Here is a 16,613-nt window from a genome sequence, read left to right as displayed (position 1 = left end):
GTAGAAGTTTGCGACGTTTTAGCAGGAGAGTACGATTCTGAACATGAAGCAAGGTTTGCAACTCAGGCTTAGCCAACAACTGGCGATGACGCCACAGCTCCAACAGGCAATTCGTCTGTTGCAGTTGTCGACGCTGGAACTTCAGCAGGAGCTACAGCAGGCGCTGGAGAGTAATCCGCTGCTTGAGCAAATCGACACTCATGAAGAAATCGACACCCGCGAAACGCAAGACAGTGAAACGCTGGACACCGCCGACGCGCTCGAACAAAAAGAGATGCCGGAAGAGCTGCCGCTCGATGCCAGTTGGGACAACATTTACACCGCTGGTACACCATCCGGCACCAGCGGTGACTACATTGACGACGAGCTGCCGGTCTACCAGGGCGAAACGACGCAGACCTTGCAGGATTACCTGATGTGGCAGGTCGAGCTGACACCGTTTTCCGACACTGACCGCGCTATTGCTACCTCTATCGTCGATGCCGTTGATGAAACCGGTTATCTGACTGTCCCGCTGGAAGATATTCTCGAAAGTATGGGCGATGAAGAGATCGACATCGACGAGGTTGAAGCCGTCCTTAAGCGGATCCAACGGTTTGATCCGGTCGGTGTAGCGGCAAAAGATCTGCGTGACTGCCTGCTAATCCAACTCTCCCAATTCGATAAGACCACGCCGTGGCTGGAAGAGGCCAGATTGATCATTAGCGATCATCTCGATCTGTTAGCCAATCACGACTTCCGCACTTTAATGCGCGTCACTCGTCTGAAAGAAGATGTGCTGAAAGAAGCCGTCAATCTGATCCAGTCGCTCGATCCGCGCCCCGGGCAGTCGATCCAGACTGGCGAACCTGAGTATGTCATTCCAGATGTGCTGGTGCGTAAGCATAACGGTCACTGGACCGTAGAACTCAACAGTGACAGCATTCCGCGTCTGCAAATCAACCAGCACTACGCCTCGATGTGCAATAACGCGCGCAACGATGGTGACAGCCAGTTTATCCGCAGCAATCTGCAGGATGCCAAATGGTTGATCAAGAGTCTGGAAAGCCGTAACGATACGCTACTGCGCGTGAGTCGCTGTATCGTTGAACAGCAGCAAGCCTTCTTTGAGCAAGGTGAAGAATATATGAAACCGATGGTACTGGCCGATATCGCCCAGGCTGTCGAAATGCATGAATCGACGATATCTCGCGTGACCACGCAAAAATACCTGCATAGTCCACGAGGCATTTTTGAACTGAAGTATTTCTTTTCCAGTCACGTCAATACCGAGGGCGGCGGCGAAGCTTCCTCCACGGCGATTCGTGCACTGGTGAAGAAATTAATCGCGGCGGAAAACCCAGCGAAACCGTTGAGCGACAGCAAGTTAACCTCTTTGCTGTCGGAACAAGGTATCATGGTGGCACGCCGCACTGTTGCGAAGTACCGAGAGTCTTTATCCATTCCGCCGTCAAACCAGCGTAAACAGCTCGTTTGACCCAACCGATAAGGAAGACACTATGCAGCTCAACATTACCGGAAATAACGTCGAGATCACCGAGGCACTGCGCGAATTTGTTACAGCTAAATTTGCCAAACTTGAGCAATATTTTGACCGAATCAACCAGGTCTATGTTGTTCTGAAAGTGGAGAAAGTCACCCACACCTCAGATGCAACACTGCATGTAAACGGTGGTGAAATTCATGCCAGCGCGGAAGGTCAGGACATGTACGCTGCCATTGATGGCTTAATTGATAAGCTGGCACGCCAGTTGACCAAACATAAAGATAAACTGAAACAACACTAATTGTCCGGGCAATTAGCATGTGCATGGCGGCCTGTTGTGCGGCACAACGGGCCATTTGTACGGTTAATGCTCCGAGCCTGTTCCACTGTTTGAGTGGGCAGGTTCTTAGGTGAAATTATGACAAATAATGATACAACTCTACAGCTTAGCAGTGTTCTTAACAGGGAATGTACGCGAAGCCGCGTCCACTGTCAGAGCAAAAAACGCGCCCTGGAAATCATCAGCGAGCTGGCGGCGAAACAACTTAGCCTGCCGCCTCAGGTGGTTTTTGAAGCTATCCTGACGCGGGAAAAAATGGGCAGTACCGGTATCGGCAATGGTATTGCCATTCCGCATGGCAAACTTGAAGAAGATACTCTGCGTGCCGTTGGCGTTTTCGTTCAGCTCGAAACGCCTATAGCTTTCGATGCCATCGACAACCAACCGGTGGACTTACTTTTTGCCCTGCTGGTGCCGGCAGACCAAACTAAAACGCACCTGCATACTCTGTCGCTGGTGGCGAAACGTCTGGCGGACAAAACCATCTGCCGCCGTTTACGCGCAGCCCAGAGCGATGAAGAGCTGTATCAAATCATTACGGATACCGAAGGTACTCCGGATGAAGCGTAGTTATTCGGTAATGTCTCTTTTAGACGTTGTGAGGAGAAACAGTACATGGTACTGATGATCGTCAGCGGACGTTCAGGTTCAGGTAAATCTGTCGCCCTGCGTGCGCTGGAAGATATGGGTTTTTACTGCGTGGATAACCTTCCCGTAGTGTTGTTACCCGATCTGGCTCGAACTCTGGCCGATCGCGAGATTTCTGCCGCCGTCAGCATTGATGTTCGTAATATGCCGGAGTCACCAGAAATATTCGAACAGGCGATGAGTAACCTGCCTGACGCTTTCTCACCGCAACTACTGTTCCTAGATGCCGACCGTAATACCTTAATTCGTCGTTACAGTGACACGCGCCGACTGCATCCGCTTTCCAGAAAAAACCTGTCGCTGGAAAGTGCTATCGACAAAGAAAGCGATTTGCTGGAGCCTCTGCGTTCGCGAGCGGATCTGATTGTCGATACCTCAGAAATGTCCGTTCACGAGCTGGCTGAAATGCTGCGTACCCGTCTGCTGGGTAAACGTGAACGCGAACTGACCATGGTCTTTGAGTCTTTCGGCTTCAAACACGGTATCCCTATCGATGCAGATTACGTCTTTGACGTGCGCTTCTTGCCGAACCCGCACTGGGATCCGAAACTGCGTCCAATGACAGGTCTTGATAAACCTGTCGCCGCGTTCCTCGACCGCCACACAGAAGTACACAATTTTATCTACCAGACGCGAAGCTATCTTGAGCTATGGTTACCTATGCTGGAAACCAACAACCGTAGCTACCTGACGGTCGCCATTGGTTGTACCGGCGGGAAGCACCGTTCGGTGTATATTGCAGAGCAACTGGCAGACTACTTCCGCTCGCGCGGTAAAAACGTCCAGTCACGCCATCGTACGCTGGAAAAACGTAAACCATGACCGTCAAGCAAACTGTTGAAATCACAAACAAGCTGGGCATGCATGCCCGGCCTGCAATGAAGCTGTTTGAATTAATGCAGGGTTTTGACGCTGAAGTGCTGTTACGTAATGACGAAGGCACCGAGGCTGAAGCCAACAGCGTTATTGCGCTGCTGATGTTGGATTCTGCCAAAGGACGGCAGATTGAAGTTGAAGCGACCGGTCCACAGGAAGAGGAAGCACTGGCCGCCGTTATCGCCCTCTTTAATTCTGGTTTTGATGAAGATTAATCTTCATCACTTTGACATACAACTCCCTTCAAGCTCCCCCGACAATAAGAAAATCACGTACTGAAATCGTTCTCAATCAACGTCATTTGTACATTTTGTGCGCTTTTCACTTTCAGAAGAACCTTAAGAAAACCTTAAGAGGCATTGTTTAGGTTTTGTTTAAGTTAATCGACCATACTGGAGATCGTCAGAAAATATTTCCAGGAGATGGCATGATTCGCTTATCTGAACAAAGTCCCCTGGGCACCGGAAGACATCGGAAATGTTATGCGCATCCGGAAGATGCCCAACGCTGTATCAAGATTGTCTACCATCGTGGCGATGGTGGCGATAAAGAGATCCGCCGTGAGTTAAAGTACTACGCGCATCTTGGTCGCCGGTTAAAAGACTGGAGTGGAATACCGCGCTATCACGGTACCGTTGAGACGGATTGCGGAACCGGTTATGTCTACGATGTGATTGCCGATTTTGACGGCAAGCCTTCCATTACGCTGACCGAATTTGCTGAACAATGCCGTTACGAAGAAGACATTGCACAACTGCGCCAGCTACTGAAACAGCTGAAGCGTTATTTGCAGGATAACCGTATCGTGACGATGTCGCTGAAGCCGCAGAATATCCTCTGTCACCGCATCAGTGAGTCAGAGGTTATCCCGGTCGTCTGCGACAACATTGGTGAAAGCACATTGATTCCACTGGCGACCTGGTCGAAGTGGTGTTGTCTGCGTAAGCAAGAGCGGTTATGGAAACGATTTATCGCCCAACCGGCGCTGGCTATTGCCCTGCAGAAAGATCTGCAACCTCGTGAGAGCAAAACGCTGGCCCTCACTTCGCGCGAAGCTTAATCCAGCTGGTGTTGTTGCATAAACGGCTCACCGCCTAACTGATACATCTGCCGTAAAATCCACGCCTGACGGCTACGCACGTAGCCCAATGGCGAGGAGACTTTGAAACGAAGTGGATTAGGTAATACAGCTGCCAGTAATGCAGCTTCCGACCGGGTAAGTTTGCTCGCGGGTTTGTGGAAATAACGTTGTGCCGCAGCTTCGACGCCAAACACACCGTCGCCAAATTCGGCGATATTCAGGTAAACCGTCAGGATACGCTTTTTGCTCCAGACTGTTTCTATCCCCAGCGTTAATCCAGCTTCCAGCCCTTTTCGTACCCAGCTACGCCCATCCCATAAAAAGAGATTTTTGGCCGTCTGCTGAGAAATCGTTGAAGCACCGCGAATACGGTTTTCATTGCGCTCGTTGTGCGCCAGGGCTTTCTCAATGGAAGCGACATCAAAGCCCCAGTGCTCAGGAAATTTCTGATCTTCTGCGGCAATCACCGCCAGTCCCATCCACGGCGAGATTTGATCCATACTGACCCAGTCAGAATGTGCCACGTAACGAAAATTGCCATGCAGCCAGGCGCTGACCTGTCGCTCGACCATTACCGCTGAGAAGGGAACAGGCGCAACGCTAAACAACGCGATGCCCCCGCCCCAGAAAACGGCGAGGACAACCATTAACCGCAAAAGAAAACGGCGAACGAAACTAAACACCGTTAAGCGGCTTTTACTCATTCAGCCAGAACCAGCACGCGGGAAACCAGCTTATCAATGCCGCTCGCCGCTTCTGCAATGTTCTGCGCCAGCATATATGCTGGGGTGGTGACAATCTTATTGTCTTCATCAACCACGATATCATCGACAGGACACGGCACATGCTCCGCGCCCATCTCTTCCAGCACTTCTGCGGTATCGATATCAGTACCGATGGTCAAACGCAGCGGGAAATCGAAAATTTTCGGCAACATCGCCGGGGCAATACACATAAAACCAAGCGGTTTTCCAGCCTGATGCATCGCTTGTGCCAGCGCCTTTAATTCACGGTCAACGGTGCATTCGCTACCAAGACTGGCAAAATTGCTTAAATTCTTCGCCGCGCCAAACCCCCCCGGCACAATCAACGCATCCAGTTCAGCGGCATCGGCCTGGGCCAGAGGACGGATTTCACCGCGCGTTATTCGTGCCGCTTCAATCAGCACATTGCGCGTTTCCGTCATCGCTTCGCCAGTTAAATGGTTGATAACATCAACCTGCTGCTTATCCGGTGCAAAGCAGACCGCCTGCGCACCGCTGCGTGAAATAGCTAACAACGTCAACACCGCTTCATGAATTTCAGAACCGTCATAGACGCCGCATCCGCTCAGAATTACGCCAATTTTCTTCATTGTGATCATCCTTTCGCAATTGACTGAAACACATTAATTTTTTTAATAAAAATGGTACGCATCACACATTTAACTGATTCATGTAACAAATCATTTAAGTTTTGCTATCTTAACTGCGTGCGGCCTGAAAAACAGTGCTGTGCCCTTGTAACTCATCATAATAATTTACGGCGCAGCCAAGATTTCCCTGGTGTTGGCGCAGTATTCGCGCACCCCGGTCTAGCCGGGGTCATTTTTTAGTGGCTTTTGCCACCCACGCTTTCAGCACTTCTACGTCGTGACGCCACTCTTCTTTCATCTCTTCAATCCATTCACCGACGTTATCTTCCCAGGCGGGAAGGTCAGGAGACTGAATTTGCTGACCCAGCTGTTGCAGATGGCGTAACCCCACTGACCCCGCCGCACCTTTAATTTTATGTCCTTCCTCAACAATGCCTTTTTTATCCTGCGCCGTCAGATTCGACTCCAGCACGCTGACATAGCCCGGCATCATCTTCTCAAACACCGCTAACCCGTCGGTGATCAGCTTCGGTCCTACAAGTTCGAGATACTGTTCCAGCATGGGAATATCGAGCAATGCTTCTGATTTACTGTTCTCTTCTGTCGTCACCGTACTCTCCTCATCATCCTGGGTATCCCAGAATTTCTTGATCATCGCGGTTAGCGCCGGAACCGAAAGCGGCTTACTCAGCACATCATCCATTCCAGCATTGAGGTACTCTTGTTTGTCTTTCAGCACGTTAGCGGTTAAGGCCACCAGCGGCGGTAAATCCTCGCGCGGATAACGCTTCGTCAGTTCACGAGAGATATCCAGCCCGGTCATATCTGGCAACTGAATATCCAGCAACACCAGGTCGTATTCGCCCGGTTTAAACATCTCCAGCGCCGCCTTGCCGGTCATGGCGACATCAACGCTGTTACCTAATTTTTCCAGCACAGAACGCGCGACAATCACGTTCAGTTCAATGTCTTCCACCAGCAGCACATTCAGCGCCGGTAAAGGCATATCGTCTTCATCAAACGCATCATCGACCTCTTCTGCCACCGACGGTGCGTGGATCGTCAACGTAAAGGTTGAACCTTTGCCCTGTTCGCTGGTAACCGTAATATCGCCGCCCATATTTTTCGCCAGACGACGAGAAACGGCCAGACCAATACCGGTGCCGGTGGCAGGTTTACCGCCATGACTGTCTTTCACCTGGTAATACATGGCGAAGATTTTATCCAGCTCATCCTGCGGAATGCCGATACCAGAATCTTCCACTTCAAAATGCAGCATATCGCCTTCATCGTAGCGCACGCGCACGGTAACCTGGCCTTGCTGGGTGAATTTGACGGCGTTACTGATGAGGTTCCACAGGATCTGCCGTAAACGCGTCCCGTCGGTAATGACCTGATGCGGTAATGGCAGCGTAGGCTCCAGGTTAAAGCGCAATCCTTTTTGTTGCGCCTGCAATGCGGAGAGATTTTCCAGATCGGCAAGGAAGCTGGTGAAATCAACCGGCTGATTATCAAGCTGGACCTTGCGCCGTTCCATCTTATCCATGTCGATAATATCGTTAAAGATATTCCCCAGCGTGACGGCCGAAACATGGATAGTTTTGAGATATTTTTCCTGCTCGGCGGTGAGTTCGGTATCCAGCAGAATGCGGCTCAGGCCGACGATACCATTCAGCGGTGTACGCAATTCGTGACTGATGGTGGAAATAAACGTCGTTTTGTCGCGGCTGGCGCGTTCAAGCGCATCCTGATACCGCTTACGCTCGGTAATGTCGCGACCAAAGCCCATCAAACCGTGACGTTTACCCACGCGGTCGTAGTACGGCACTTTACGGATTTCAAAGCAGGCTTTGCGCCCGTCCGGGTAATCCAGCCACTGTTCATAGGTCAGTGACACATTATGACGGAACACTTTTTCATCGGTTTCAATGACTTTTGCGGCGGCTTCCGGTGAGTAAACATCAGCAGGTTTCAGGTGAACCAGTTGTTTTTCGCTTTTTCCGGTCAGCAGCTCCATCGCGCGGTTACAGCCGGAAAACTCTTTATCTTCGTTACGATAAAAAACCAGGTCGGGTGAAGCATCAAGGAAGGAACGTAAGAATGAGGATTGCTGCTCGAGCTGAATTTGTGTCTCTTCGCGCTCTTTGATTTCAATTTTCAGTTGGCCGAAGGTTTCCTGCAGTTCTGCTTCCGCTTTTTCACGAACGGCAATTTCCTGATTTAGCTGGGCAATATTATCTTTTAACTGAACGTTGAGGCTCAAATCGCGCTCGCGCATCTCCTCCAGTTTTTGCACCAGCCGTGACAGACGTTGTCGTGACTCCTCCAGTTGCTCGACGACCACCGATAGAAAGTAGACCGCCCACGGCGTAATCAGCAAACCAAAGAAGATAGAACGAATAACATCAATGCTTTCGACCTGACCATGCAGCACCATGGTTACCGCCATTTGTACCACAATGGCAAGAACGACGAGGGCCAGCGCCAGCAACATTGAGAAGCGCACCAGACCTAACTTCATCATCAGGTCAACATAATACTGCGCCAGCAGACGAATTTGCTTCATTAGGGAATTCCTTCACGACAACCTGCCCCAATAATACCCAATTCTGACAGTTACGTTATAAATTGTGTGAGAAATGCGGAATTCCCCTCAACGACCTACTCCGTTGGAGGTAGCCACGGACGTCCCAGCGCCGATCCCTGTACGCCATGTTCATTCAGATAGCGATCCAGCTCGACCATTCCCGTCCATCGATTTTCGCACCACAGCGGAGCAAGCAGCGTCGGGCGACGGGCGCTGGCGGAAATGCGGTGGTAGATCACTTCCGGTGGCGTATGGCGAATCATTTCTCCGGCAGTGAGCGTATAATCCTCCAGTTCAATACCGTTCAAACGCCCCGCTTCCCAGGCTTTCGCCATAATGCTGCCTTTCACAATATGCAGCGGATGCAGCTTTATGCCGTCCACGCTGGTTTCAACCACTCGCTCCAGCGTTTGCAAACATTCAGCCTGCCCTTCGCCAGGCAGGCCGACAATTAAGTGGGAACACACCTTCAGCCCGCGCTGACGTGCCTGCTGGGTTGTACGCTGATAACAGGCAAAATCATGGCCGCGGTTGATGCGATGCAGTGTTTTGTCGTGGGCGGTTTGTAGCCCCAGCTCCAGCCACACTTCGTAACCCTGGTCCTTATATTCGCAAAGCAGATCCAGCACCGCATCCGGCACGCAGTCCGGGCGGGTACCAACACACAAACCGACAATATTGGCCTGGCTCACCGCCTGCTGATACATAGAACGCAGCACCTGAACTTCCGCAAAGGTGCTGGTATACGCCTGAAAGTAGGCCAGATAGCGTTTAGCGCGGTTAACTAAATTCGCCTGGTGCGCCAGTTGCTCGGCAATGGAACGATGCTGCTGCGCTTCATCGGCAAACGAGGCAACATTACAGAATGTGCAGCCACCACGCCCGATGGTACCGTCACGGTTAGGGCAGCTAAAACCGCCGTGCAGCGTCAGCTTATGCACCTTTTGCCCATAACGACGGGTGAGATCACCACCAAACATATTGACTAATTTCTGTAACTGCATAATCTGATAGACCGCGCCTTGAAAAGAGGCCAAAGCCTGCCATTTTTAGCTCAATTCGGCGATGACCTGGATCAATCGTCCCGGCCTGCTTTTATCAACTGCATAATCAATCAAAATTACCGAAATTTCATGCATAATCACATAAATCACTTTTGCTTATCTTGTGTCAGATTTTTTTATCTCCTTATGGATTTTAGGCAAAAACAGTAGCATGAAACGTCATTACCAATTAAGGCAGTATAAAATGCTAGTTTTCTCGTCAGTTCAGGCAGGATAAGGGTTAACACGCCTTTATGACAGTCAGGAATTGACTGTTTCTCTAACGACTCTCCTTTTAGCCTTAAAGATAAAATCTATTTTAATTTCAGCTATTTAATAAAGAATTTTGCGCTAAAGCACATTTCTGTACCAATAAGCTTGCCATTTGACCTGTATCAGCTTTCCCGATAAGTTGGAAATCCGCTGGAAGCTTTCTGGATGAGCAGCCTGCTCATCATATTTATGCAGTAATTGAGATCCCCTCTTCACCGTATTAACCGATGCGAAAAGGACAACAAGGGGGCGAATGCGAGGCGCGCGTATGACACGCAAACCCCGTCGCCACGCTCTTTCTGTGCCCGTGCGCAGCGGTTCGGAAGTGGGGTTCCCGCAGAGCCTAGGGGAGGTTCACGATATGTTGTACGATAAATCCCTTGAGAGGGATAACTGTGGTTTCGGCCTGATCGCCCACATAGAAGGCGAACCTAGCCACAAGGTAGTGCGTACTGCAATACACGCACTGGCCCGCATGCAGCACCGTGGCGCGATTCTCGCCGATGGTAAAACCGGCGACGGTTGCGGCTTGCTGTTACAAAAACCGGATCGCTTTTTTCGCATCGTTGCGCAGGAGCGCGGCTGGCGTTTAGCAAAAAACTACGCCGTCGGGATGCTCTTCCTGAATAAAGATCCTGAACTCGCCGCTGCCGCACGCCGCATCGTTGAAGAAGAACTGCAACGCGAAACCTTGTCGATTGTGGGCTGGCGTGATGTCCCCACTAACGAAGGCGTGCTGGGTGAAATCGCCCTCTCCTCTCTGCCACGCATTGAGCAAATTTTTGTGAACGCCCCGGCAGGCTGGCGTCCACGCGATATGGAGCGCCGTCTGTTTATCGCCCGCCGCCGCATTGAAAAGCGTCTCGAAGCCGACAAAGACTTCTACGTCTGTAGCCTGTCGAATCTGGTGAACATCTATAAAGGTCTGTGTATGCCGGCGGATCTGCCGCGCTTTTATCTGGATCTTGCGGACCTGCGTCTGGAATCGGCCATTTGCCTGTTCCACCAGCGCTTCTCCACTAACACCGTACCGCGCTGGCCGCTGGCGCAACCGTTCCGCTATCTGGCGCATAACGGTGAAATCAACACCATCACCGGTAACCGCCAATGGGCGCGTGCGCGTACCTATAAATTCCAGACGCCGCTGATCCCTGACCTGCACGACGCCGCGCCATTCGTCAACGAAACCGGTTCTGACTCCAGTTCCATGGATAACATGCTGGAACTGCTGCTGGCAGGCGGGATGGATATCATCCGCGCCATGCGCCTGTTAGTGCCACCCGCCTGGCAGAACAACCCGGATATGGACCCGGAACTGCGTGCCTTCTTTGACTTTAACTCCATGCATATGGAGCCGTGGGATGGTCCGGCGGGCATCGTGATGTCCGATGGTCGCTTCGCTGCCTGTAACCTCGACCGTAACGGTCTGCGTCCGGCACGCTACGTCATTACCAAAGACAAGCTCATCACCTGCGCCTCTGAAGTCGGTATCTGGGATTACCAGCCTGACGAAGTGGTCGAAAAAGGCCGCGTCGGGCCAGGCGAACTGATGGTGATCGACACTCGCAGTGGGCGTATTCTGCACTCGGCAGAAACCGATGACGATCTGAAAAGCCGCCACCCTTATAAAGAGTGGATGGAGAAAAACGTCCGCCGACTGGTACCGTTTGAAGATCTGCCCGATGAAGAAGTGGGTAGCCGCGAACTGGACGACGACACGCTTGCCAGCTACCAGAAACAGTTTAACTACAGCGCGGAAGAGCTGGACTCCGTAATTCGCGTACTGGGCGAAAACGGTCAGGAAGCGGTCGGTTCGATGGGCGATGATACCCCATTCGCCGTGCTCTCCAGTCAGCCGCGCATTATTTACGACTACTTCCGCCAGCAGTTTGCCCAGGTGACTAACCCGCCAATCGACCCGCTGCGTGAAGCGCATGTTATGTCGCTCGCCACCAGTATCGGTCGTGAAATGAACGTCTTTTGCGAAGCAGAGGGCCAGGCGCACCGTTTAAGCTTTAAATCGCCGATTCTGCTCTACTCCGATTTCAAACAGCTCACGACGATGAAAGAGGAGCACTACCGCGCAGATACGCTGGATATCACCTTTGACGTCACTAAAACCACGCTCGAAGCGACAGTCAAAGAGCTATGCGACAAAGCCGAAAAAATGGTACGTAGCGGCACCGTGTTGCTGGTGCTCTCCGACCGGAATATCGCTAAAGATCGCCTGCCGGTTCCGGCTCCGATGGCGGTTGGCGCGATCCAGACCCGTCTGGTCGATCAAAGCCTGCGTTGCGATGCCAACATCATCGTCGAAACCGCCAGCGCCCGCGATCCGCACCACTTCGCCGTGTTGCTGGGTTTCGGCGCGACGGCTATTTATCCGTACCTTGCCTATGAAACGCTGGGCCGCCTGGTAGACACCCACGCGATTGCCAAAGATTATCGTACCGTGATGCTCAACTACCGTAACGGCATCAACAAAGGCTTGTACAAAATCATGTCCAAAATGGGCATCTCCACCATCGCCTCTTACCGCTGCTCGAAACTGTTTGAAGCGGTCGGGCTACACGATGATGTAGTGGGCCTGTGCTTCCAGGGCGCGGTCAGCCGCATTGGTGGGGCAAGCTTTGAAGACTTCCAGCAGGATCTGCTGAATCTGTCGAAACGTGCCTGGCTGGCGCGCAAGCCGATTAGCCAGGGCGGCCTGCTGAAATACGTCCACGGCGGCGAATACCACGCCTACAACCCGGACGTGGTGCGCACGCTGCAACAGGCGGTACAAAGCGGCGAGTACAGCGACTATCAGGAATACGCGAAGCTGGTTAATGAGCGTCCGGCAACCACGCTGCGCGATCTGCTGGCAATTACGCCGGGTGAAAACGCGGTCAACATTGCTGATGTTGAACCGGCAAGCGAACTGTTTAAACGCTTTGATACCGCCGCGATGTCTATCGGCGCGTTAAGCCCGGAAGCCCACGAGGCGCTGGCGGAAGCGATGAATAGCATCGGCGGTAACTCGAACTCCGGTGAAGGCGGCGAAGACCCGGCGCGCTATGGCACTAACAAAGTGTCGCGCATCAAGCAGGTGGCTTCTGGTCGCTTCGGCGTTACTCCGGCGTATCTGGTCAATGCCGACGTCATTCAGATTAAAGTCGCCCAGGGCGCGAAGCCGGGCGAAGGCGGTCAGTTGCCGGGCGACAAAGTCACTCCTTACATCGCCAAACTGCGCTATTCGGTGCCCGGAGTGACGCTGATCTCCCCGCCGCCGCACCACGATATCTACTCTATCGAAGACTTAGCGCAGCTTATTTTCGACCTCAAGCAGGTTAACCCGAAAGCGATGATCTCCGTTAAGCTGGTGTCCGAACCAGGCGTTGGCACCATCGCGACTGGCGTGGCGAAAGCTTATGCGGACTTGATCACCATCGCGGGCTATGACGGCGGCACCGGCGCAAGCCCGCTGTCGTCAGTGAAATATGCAGGCTGCCCGTGGGAACTCGGTCTGGTGGAAACCCAACAGGCGCTGGTTGCCAACGGCTTGCGTCATAAAATTCGTTTGCAGGTTGATGGCGGCCTGAAAACGGGTGTCGATATCATCAAAGCGGCGATTCTCGGCGCAGAAAGCTTCGGCTTCGGCACTGGCCCAATGGTGGCGCTCGGCTGTAAATATCTGCGTATTTGCCACCTGAACAACTGCGCCACGGGTGTAGCAACTCAGGATGACAAACTGCGTAAGAATCACTATCACGGCCTGCCGTTCAAGGTGACTAATTACTTTGAGTTTATCGCCCGTGAAACCCGCGAGCTGATGGCACAGCTGGGAGTAACGCGTCTGGTGGATCTGATTGGTCGCACCGACCTGCTGAAAGAGCTGGACGGTTTCACCGCCAAACAGCAGAAACTGGCGCTGTCGAAGCTGCTGGAGACTGCCGAGCCACATGCAGGTAAGTCACTCTACTGCACTGAAAACAACCCGCCGTTTGATAACGGCCTACTGAACGCGCAGTTGCTGCAACAGGCGAAACCGTTTGTCGATGAACGCCAGAGCAAAACCTTCTGGTTCGATATCCGCAACACCGACCGTTCTGTCGGCGCGTCGCTTTCAGGCTATATCGCCCAGACGCACGGCGATCAGGGGCTGGCAGCCGATCCTATCAAAGCGTACTTCAACGGCACCGCAGGCCAGAGTTTCGGTGTGTGGAACGCGGGCGGCGTGGAACTGTACCTGACCGGGGATGCCAACGACTATGTCGGTAAAGGCATGGCGGGCGGCTTAATCGCCATTCGTCCTCCGGTTGGTTCCGCCTTCCGCAGCCATGAAGCAAGCATTATCGGCAACACCTGCCTGTATGGCGCGACCGGTGGTCGTCTGTATGCCGCAGGCCGCGCGGGTGAACGTTTCGGCGTGCGGAACTCCGGTGCTATCACCGTGGTAGAAGGCATTGGCGACAACGGCTGTGAATATATGACGGGCGGTATTGTCTGTATTCTGGGTAAAACCGGCGTTAACTTCGGCGCGGGCATGACCGGCGGCTTCGCTTACGTTCTCGATGAAAGCGGTGATTTCCGCAAACGCGTTAACCCGGAACTGGTCGAAGTCTTAAGCGTCGACGATCTGGCGATCCATGAAGAGCATCTGCGCGGTCTTATCACCGAGCATGTTCAGCATACCGGTTCTCAGCGCGGTGAAGAGATTCTGGCGAACTGGTCAACCTTCGCCACGAAATTCGCGCTGGTTAAACCGAAGTCCAGTGATGTAAAAGCACTGCTGGGTCACCGTAGTCGTAGCGCAGCAGAGTTGCGCGTGCAGGCGCAGTAAGGGGTAGCAACAATGAGTCAGAATGTTTATCAATTTATCGACCTGCAGCGCGTTGATCCGCCAAAGAAACCGCTGAAGATCCGTAAAATTGAGTTTGTTGAAATTTACGAGCCGTTTTCCGAAGGCCAGGCCAAAGCGCAGGCTGACCGCTGTCTGTCGTGCGGCAACCCATACTGCGAGTGGAAATGCCCGGTACACAACTACATCCCAAACTGGCTGAAGCTCGCCAACGAGGGGCGTATTTTTGAAGCGGCAGAACTGTCGCATCAGACCAACACACTGCCGGAAGTATGCGGACGTGTCTGCCCGCAAGACCGTCTGTGCGAAGGTTCCTGCACCCTGAACGATGAGTTCGGTGCGGTGACCATCGGCAACATTGAGCGTTATATCAATGATAAAGCGTTCGAAATGGGCTGGCGTCCGGATATGTCCGGCGTGAAGCAAACCGGTAAAAAAGTGGCGATTATCGGTGCAGGCCCGGCAGGTCTGGCGTGTGCGGATGTCCTGACGCGTAACGGCGTAAAAGCCGTTGTCTTCGACCGTCATCCAGAAATTGGCGGGCTGCTGACCTTCGGTATTCCGGCCTTCAAGCTGGAAAAAGAGGTAATGACGCGTCGCCGTGAAATCTTCACCGGCATGGGTATTGAATTCAAACTCAATACCGAAGTGGGCCGCGACGTACAGCTGGACGATCTGCTGAGTGATTACGATGCCGTGTTCCTTGGCGTTGGGACTTATCAGTCAATGCGCGGCGGGCTGGAAAACGAAGACGCCGATGGCGTGTACGCAGCGCTGCCGTTCCTTATCGCCAACACCAAACAGTTAATGGGCTTTGGTGAAACCCGCGACGAACCGTTCGTCAGCATGGAAGGCAAACGCGTGGTAGTACTTGGCGGTGGCGACACTGCGATGGACTGCGTGCGCACGTCTGTACGCCAGGGGGCAAAGCACGTTACCTGTGCCTATCGTCGTGATGAAGAGAACATGCCGGGTTCCCGCCGCGAAGTGAAAAACGCGCGGGAAGAAGGCGTAGAGTTCAAATTCAACGTCCAGCCACTGGGGATTGAAGTGAACGGTAACGGCAAAGTCAGCGGCGTAAAAATGGTACGTACCGAAATGGGCGAACCGGATGCCAAAGGCCGTCGCCGCGCGGAGATCGTTGCAGGTTCCGAACATATCGTTCCGGCAGATGCGGTGATCATGGCGTTTGGTTTCCGTCCACACAACATGGAATGGCTGGCAAAACACAGCGTCGAGCTGGATTCACAAGGCCGCATCATCGCTCCGGAAGGCAACGACAACGCTTTCCAGACCAGCAACCCGAAAATCTTTGCTGGCGGCGATATCGTCCGTGGTTCCGATCTGGTCGTTACCGCCATCGCCGAAGGTCGCAAAGCGGCAGACGGCATTATGAACTGGCTGGAAGTTTAAGCTCTGTCCCAGCGCCGCCTCCTCAGAAAAGAGTCGGCGCTGAAATTCTCCTTTCTTTCTGGAAATCGCCTCGCATAATCTGAAGAAAACCAATGTAATACGCTCATCTGGATTGTTACCGGTAGATGCCCGGCGTATAGCTGATTCCATTATTCAACGCAGCGCCATATAAAGGGACAGATAATGGAATCGCTCTCAGAGAGAACCTCAACAGGCTACCAGCAAATCCACGACGGCATTATTCATCTGGTCGATAGCGCCCGAACGGAAACGGTACGTAGCGTTAACGCGCTGATGACCGCGACGTACTGGGAAATTGGCCGACGGATTGTCGAATTTGAACAAGGTGGTGAGGCCAGAGCAGCTTATGGTGCACAGTTGATTGATCGGCTATCGAAGGATTTAAGTCGACGGTATAAACGTGGGGTCTCTGCAAAAAACTTACGCCAAATGAGGCTTTTTTACCTCTTTTTTCAACATGTTGAAATTCGCCAGACAGTGTCTGCCGAATTAACACCATTGGGAATTCCGCAGACACCATCTGCAGAATTCCCATCGGCAAAGATTTGGCAGACGCTGTCTGCCAAATTGAGAGGCTGTTTGATATTTCCACAGCTTTTGTATTGCATCTCCTATTTTCGGTTTGTATATTCATGCAAATAAATGAAGGAA

12 protein-coding genes and 1 pseudogene are annotated in these 16,613 nt (G+C 52.5%); 9 read left to right on the top strand and 4 right to left on the bottom strand.

Annotated features, from left to right (window positions below; translation table 11 throughout):
* Positions 1-43: 43 nt before the first annotated feature.
* The 6 genes from rpoN to yrbL all read left to right on the top strand — a co-directional run bounded on the left by rpoN (position 44) and on the right by yrbL (position 4,410).
* Positions 44-1,477, top strand: a complete 1,434-nt coding sequence (rpoN, locus tag ACUU1M_RS08425; RefSeq protein ID WP_000809033.1) for an RNA polymerase factor sigma-54 — start codon at positions 44-46, stop codon at positions 1,475-1,477.
* A 22-nt stretch (positions 1,478-1,499) separates the two neighbouring features.
* The gene (gene hpf, locus ACUU1M_RS08420) at positions 1,500-1,787 is read left to right on the top strand and encodes a ribosome hibernation promoting factor (RefSeq protein WP_001176599.1); all 288 of its coding nucleotides are present in this window, start codon (positions 1,500-1,502) and stop codon (positions 1,785-1,787) included.
* Between the two features lie 117 nt (positions 1,788-1,904).
* A complete protein-coding gene (gene ptsN, locus ACUU1M_RS08415) occupies positions 1,905-2,396 on the top strand; it encodes a PTS IIA-like nitrogen regulatory protein PtsN (protein ID WP_000183676.1) in 492 nt (163 codons plus the stop codon).
* 45 nt (positions 2,397-2,441) lie between these two features.
* A complete protein-coding gene (rapZ, locus tag ACUU1M_RS08410; RefSeq protein ID WP_152028921.1) occupies positions 2,442-3,296 on the top strand; it encodes an RNase adapter RapZ in 855 nt (284 codons plus the stop codon).
* Positions 3,293-3,565 carry a PTS phosphocarrier protein NPr gene (npr, locus tag ACUU1M_RS08405; RefSeq protein ID WP_000216791.1) on the top strand — a complete coding sequence of 91 codons (273 nt, stop codon included), beginning with the start codon at positions 3,293-3,295 and terminating at the stop codon, positions 3,563-3,565. The genes rapZ and npr overlap by 4 nt, the downstream gene beginning before the upstream one ends.
* A gap of 212 nt (positions 3,566-3,777) precedes the next feature.
* Positions 3,778-4,410 (top strand): PhoP regulatory network protein YrbL, encoded by a 633-nt coding sequence (yrbL, locus tag ACUU1M_RS08400; protein ID WP_000620405.1) that lies wholly within the window; start codon positions 3,778-3,780, stop codon positions 4,408-4,410.
* On the opposite strand, the gene mtgA is transcribed toward yrbL, so the two are convergent.
* The 4 genes from mtgA to ACUU1M_RS08380 all read right to left on the bottom strand — a co-directional run bounded on the left by mtgA (position 4,407) and on the right by ACUU1M_RS08380 (position 9,376).
* Positions 4,407-5,135, bottom strand: coding sequence for a monofunctional biosynthetic peptidoglycan transglycosylase (gene mtgA / locus ACUU1M_RS08395; protein ID WP_000047089.1), 729 nt, complete (start codon positions 5,133-5,135; stop codon positions 4,407-4,409). The genes yrbL and mtgA overlap by 4 nt on opposite strands.
* Positions 5,132-5,785 (bottom strand): isoprenoid biosynthesis glyoxalase ElbB, encoded by a 654-nt coding sequence (gene elbB, locus ACUU1M_RS08390; RefSeq protein ID WP_001300411.1) that lies wholly within the window; start codon positions 5,783-5,785, stop codon positions 5,132-5,134. Before elbB ends, mtgA begins: the two co-directional genes overlap by 4 nt.
* A gap of 229 nt (positions 5,786-6,014) precedes the next feature.
* Positions 6,015-8,351 carry an aerobic respiration two-component sensor histidine kinase ArcB gene (gene arcB / locus ACUU1M_RS08385; protein ID WP_000809774.1) on the bottom strand — a complete coding sequence of 779 codons (2,337 nt, stop codon included), beginning with the start codon at positions 8,349-8,351 and terminating at the stop codon, positions 6,015-6,017.
* 95 nt (positions 8,352-8,446) lie between these two features.
* The gene (locus ACUU1M_RS08380; RefSeq protein WP_005077175.1) at positions 8,447-9,376 is read right to left on the bottom strand and encodes a TIGR01212 family radical SAM protein; all 930 of its coding nucleotides are present in this window, start codon (positions 9,374-9,376) and stop codon (positions 8,447-8,449) included.
* A gap of 673 nt (positions 9,377-10,049) precedes the next feature.
* Here ACUU1M_RS08380 and gltB point away from each other — a divergent pair.
* From gltB to ACUU1M_RS08365, 3 genes and pseudogenes are all read left to right on the top strand, one after another.
* Entirely contained in the window at positions 10,050-14,510 is a 4,461-nt protein-coding gene (gltB, locus tag ACUU1M_RS08375) for a glutamate synthase large subunit (protein WP_005105927.1), read from the top strand.
* 12 nt (positions 14,511-14,522) lie between these two features.
* Positions 14,523-15,941 carry a glutamate synthase subunit GltD gene (gene gltD, locus ACUU1M_RS08370; protein ID WP_000081672.1) on the top strand — a complete coding sequence of 473 codons (1,419 nt, stop codon included), beginning with the start codon at positions 14,523-14,525 and terminating at the stop codon, positions 15,939-15,941.
* A 183-nt stretch (positions 15,942-16,124) separates the two neighbouring features.
* Positions 16,125-16,529, top strand: a pseudogene (locus ACUU1M_RS08365) (DUF1016 N-terminal domain-containing protein); the annotation flags it as partial.
* Positions 16,530-16,613 lie beyond the last annotated feature (84 nt).

The organism is Shigella sp. SIG6, from assembly GCF_053555815.1.
Note: the sequence above shows the minus strand (reverse complement) of the source record. Positions and strands in the feature narration are given on the sequence as shown.

Bases quoted from the DNA above. Each gene is read 5' to 3' on its own strand.
- rpoN (WP_000809033.1), top strand. From the start codon at position 44: ATGAAGCAAGGTTTGCAACTCAGGCTTAGCCAACAACTGGCGATGACG.
- hpf (WP_001176599.1), top strand. From the start codon at position 1,500: ATGCAGCTCAACATTACCGGAAATAACGTCGAGATCACCGAGGCACTG.
- ptsN (WP_000183676.1), top strand. From the start codon at position 1,905: ATGACAAATAATGATACAACTCTACAGCTTAGCAGTGTTCTTAACAGG.
- rapZ (WP_152028921.1), top strand. From the start codon at position 2,442: ATGGTACTGATGATCGTCAGCGGACGTTCAGGTTCAGGTAAATCTGTC.
- npr (WP_000216791.1), top strand. From the start codon at position 3,293: ATGACCGTCAAGCAAACTGTTGAAATCACAAACAAGCTGGGCATGCAT.
- yrbL (WP_000620405.1), top strand. From the start codon at position 3,778: ATGATTCGCTTATCTGAACAAAGTCCCCTGGGCACCGGAAGACATCGG.
- mtgA (WP_000047089.1), bottom strand. From the start codon at position 5,135: ATGAGTAAAAGCCGCTTAACGGTGTTTAGTTTCGTTCGCCGTTTTCTT.
- elbB (WP_001300411.1), bottom strand. From the start codon at position 5,785: ATGAAGAAAATTGGCGTAATTCTGAGCGGATGCGGCGTCTATGACGGT.
- arcB (WP_000809774.1), bottom strand. From the start codon at position 8,351: ATGAAGCAAATTCGTCTGCTGGCGCAGTATTATGTTGACCTGATGATG.
- ACUU1M_RS08380 (WP_005077175.1), bottom strand. From the start codon at position 9,376: ATGCAGTTACAGAAATTAGTCAATATGTTTGGTGGTGATCTCACCCGT.
- gltB (WP_005105927.1), top strand. From the start codon at position 10,050: ATGTTGTACGATAAATCCCTTGAGAGGGATAACTGTGGTTTCGGCCTG.
- gltD (WP_000081672.1), top strand. From the start codon at position 14,523: ATGAGTCAGAATGTTTATCAATTTATCGACCTGCAGCGCGTTGATCCG.